This window comes from Lewinella sp. (genome assembly GCF_050633125.1).
Classification (GTDB): Bacteria; Bacteroidota; Bacteroidia; order Chitinophagales; family Saprospiraceae; genus Lewinella.
Genome location: NZ_JBOEFX010000064.1, coordinates 1 through 3740 on the forward strand (window position 1 = coordinate 1; position 3740 = coordinate 3740).

Here is a 3740-nt window from a genome sequence, read left to right on the forward strand (position 1 = left end):
CAGTAAAGAATAGTAGCAAACGCAGCATAGTAGACTAGAACTAATGATGACCAAAGATACTGGCAAAGTGGAGCTACACAAAAACTTTATTGGCCTTAGTGGGCTTTTATTATTTTTGCTGGGTGTTAGTGGGGATTTCACCACATAGGCACATAGGAAAAAAAGAGGTGATTGTTTTTTAGTGTAAAGCGTAATGAATGAGTAGCAGGATTTTTTTTGTACTGGGGGGGATTTTATGGTTTATCTCAGGTGTACAAGCTTGGGGGCAGTCTTTTGCTACACCGCTGTCGCCACGTACGGCAAGCTACGAGATGGAGGTATACCTGGATGTGGAGGCTAAGAAAGTGAATGCCCGGCAGACCTTGGTATTTACAAATCCTTCGGCAGATACGATCTGGAATATGCGTTTCCACATGTACTACAATGCCTGGAAGAATAATAAAACAGACTTCTTTACCGAGAGTGGCCGCATCCCGAGGACTAAAGACCAAAAGGAGATTGCCGAATGTATCTGGAGCTGGGTGGAAGTAACAAAAGTGCTGGACGAGCAGGGGAATGACCTCAGCGGCAGTATGCGTTACGTNNCGATAATACCAATGATGACACGGTGCTGGATTTGCTTTTGGAAGTGCCGGTAATGCCTTACGAGACTTATACCCTAGAGATGGATTGGGAATCGCAAATCCCACCCTTGATGATCCGTACGGGCTATAGCAAGGATTATTTCTTCATGGTGCAATGGTATCCCAAGTTGGGTGTATACGAACCGGCGGGTACCCGCTTTGCCAAGGAGGGACAATGGAATTGCCACCAATATCACCCCGCTACAGAGTATTTCGGAGAGTTTGGGGTTTATGATGTGAAACTTAACGTGCCGAAAGACCATGTCGTAGGCGCCAGTGGTTTTTTGGTAGACAAAAAAGAAGAAGAAGGACGCACTATTCATCATTACCTTGCAGAAGATGTCATTGATTTTGCGTGGACATCGCACCCTGGTTTTGTAGAAGTTACAGACCAGTGGCGAGATACGAAAATCAGTTTGCTCATTCGGCCAGAACATCAGTGTAACCAGCATCGTTTCTTAGAAGCGGCCAAGCATACCCTGGATTTTTTTGCTGATTACCTGGCACCTTATCCGTATCCGACATTGACGATTGTGAGCCCTCCGTTTTATGGGCTCAATTCCGGAGCGATGGAGTATCCGACGCTGATTACGGCACCAACCTTGTGTAACCTGCCTGCCGGGATAAAAACCACAGAAACGCTGGTTATCCATGAACTCACTCACCAGTATTTTATGCAAATGCTGGCGACCAATGAGCAAGAGGAACCTTGGCTGGATGAAGGGTTTACAGCTTATTTTGAAGCAAAAATCCTAGATAAATATTATCCAGAAGGCACGGTCTCCTGGCCTTATATGAATATGCGTGTAGGGTCGGAGGAATTGCGTCGTGGTCGTTTCCTCAATGCAGATAACATAAAAGTGAACCCATTGAGTGATTTTGGTTGGCACTTTAAACACGGTAGTTATGCGCAGATTGTATATGGAAAAGCAGCAGTGGGGCTACGAACTTTGGAAGGTTTGGTAGGGGAGGAGTTGATGAAAAAAATAATGCAGCGCTACTTTGAAGAGTGGAAATTTAAGCACCCTAGCCGACAAGCTTTTATTGACGAAACCTTGGCGGTAGTTAGTGAGGTAGCAGGTGACAGCAAACGAGCGGAAATAGCTTCTTTTTTAGATCAATTGATTTACGGAACTGAAGCCTGTGATTATTCGGTACACGACATCATCAACAAAGAAATAACAGCGGCGGTAGGTTTCTTTGAAAATACAGAAGACTGTATAAATGAGACAATCCAGGAGAGCAGCCTCTACGAATCACAGGCTATTGTTTTCCGCAACGGGGAATTTATCGTACCTCAGGAAGTAAAGATCATTTTCACCAACGGGGAAGAAAAATGGGAGCAATGGGATGGTCAAGCAAGAAGTATGGAGTGGACGTACACTGGGCCACATAAAATTGTAAGTGTAGAAATTGACCCGGCAAGAAAAATACCCCTGGATACGAATTTCATTAATAACAGTCTGACGCTGGAACCGGAGCAGACCGGGATTTCACGTTACTTTACTGCCGTACTTACCTGGTTGCAGGCGACGATGGTGAGTATGGCGACCCTGGTATAAATAAAATTATTTTGACGAATTCAAATACAGTCACGGAGGCACATCCTGTAAGTGTTATTGGGGCATTAAAACAAGGTTTTTCTGCTGCTTTAGGGCATTTGTGGATAAGCTTGGTGTTTTGGGGTGTGAGCTTACTGCTGGCCTTGTTGGCAGCGTTGCCGTTTCGGAGTTTATTGCTAGGAGAAGCAGGGAATTCCTTAATGGTCAAAGACTTGATGAAGGGCTTTGACTATACTTTTTTGAATGACTTTATGCAGAGTTATGGAGCTGGTTTTACACCTGTTCTCAATCAGTCGGTGCTCTTACTTGGCTTACAATACCTGTTGTTGATCTTTTTAGTTGGCGGCTTGGTGAAAGTATTGTGGGGACAGCCTCAACTGGAATATCGCAGTATATTTTGGAGTGGAGCTGGTACGTATTTCTGGCGGATGTTACGGCTTTCGGTTTTCTTTCTCTTGATACACGGACTGGTACTAGTTGTTTTTGGATTTCTTTACTTTAAGGTTGTTAAAGGTTTTTCGCCACAAGCTTTGGAAAGCGAAGGGATCATCACCTCGTCCTTGAGTTGGTTGGTGCCTTTGTACGTGTTGGTAGCTGCGCTACCTATGATGTGGCAGGATTACGCCAAGGTGTTTTTGGTGAAAAACAATAATCGCTTCATTTGGTCGTCGATAGGGGAAGGTGGGCGTTTTGTAATTCGGCATTTCGCAAAAACTTATCCTCTTTACTTACTTAACATGGTTTTGGTACTAGTGCTGTTTATGGTGAATTATTTCTTGGTCAGCCTTTTTGATATTTCTTCCTTGGGTACAATCATTGGTACTTTTCTTTTATCTCAGTTGTTTGTCTTTGTTCGCTATGCAATGAAGATGGTTAATCAAGGGAGTATTGTTGCGTTAATGCGATAGATTGAGTCTCTCTAATCGACTTTTGAACATACGAGATATCGTTTTTATCACAGATAGTGAGGGGATTTCGGACAATAGTAAGAAGTATTATTATTTTTTTTGATATTAATGTATCTACATCTTTTAGGTCTTCTTGTGTTGTTTATCAACGTGTTACCTTTAAATTTAATTTTATTTCAATATTGAGGAGTGCTTTTTGTATTTGTTTGACTTGCACTTATTGTATATATAGCATATCTTTACATTAGTTAATTATCACTATGAATGCTCTCTGGAGTAACCCTTAAATGAACAACACATTTCTATACTAACGTCTTGTTAGTGGTTTAAGGATCTCCTGTAGTAATTTTATTATTACGGAATAAGCAGTTTTGGTATATATCAAACCTGTTTTGTAATGAGGTGAATACTTTCAGGCATCGTACATTTAGTGCCTGTTTGTTATTTGTGCTCATCGTTTACCTTTTGTCTTATTGGACAACACAATACTGAATTAGAACAAGTTTGGAAGTCTTAAATCGCTCTTTTTGAGCCTTTTAGGTGTTTGATTGTTGGTGCTTTTTCAAGCGCTCATTGCCTGTGTTTTGTCTTTGACGAAGCATGGCTGTTCAAGCATTTTAAGATTACGTGAGGTTGGGGCTATTGGA

At 42.1% G+C, this 3740-nt stretch carries 2 protein-coding genes and 1 pseudogene; all 3 read left to right on the plus strand.

The window, feature by feature from the left end:
- Positions 1-197: 197 nt before the first annotated feature.
- Positions 198-583 (plus strand): annotated as a pseudogene (locus tag ACRBG0_RS14110) (hypothetical protein); the annotation flags it as partial.
- 147 nt (positions 584-730) lie between these two features.
- Positions 731-2185, plus strand: coding sequence for a M1 family metallopeptidase (locus tag ACRBG0_RS14115; RefSeq protein ID WP_431487514.1), 1455 nt, complete (start codon positions 731-733; stop codon positions 2183-2185).
- A gap of 11 nt (positions 2186-2196) precedes the next feature.
- Entirely contained in the window at positions 2197-3093 is an 897-nt protein-coding gene (locus tag ACRBG0_RS14120; protein WP_431487513.1) for a hypothetical protein, read from the plus strand.
- Positions 3094-3740 lie beyond the last annotated feature (647 nt).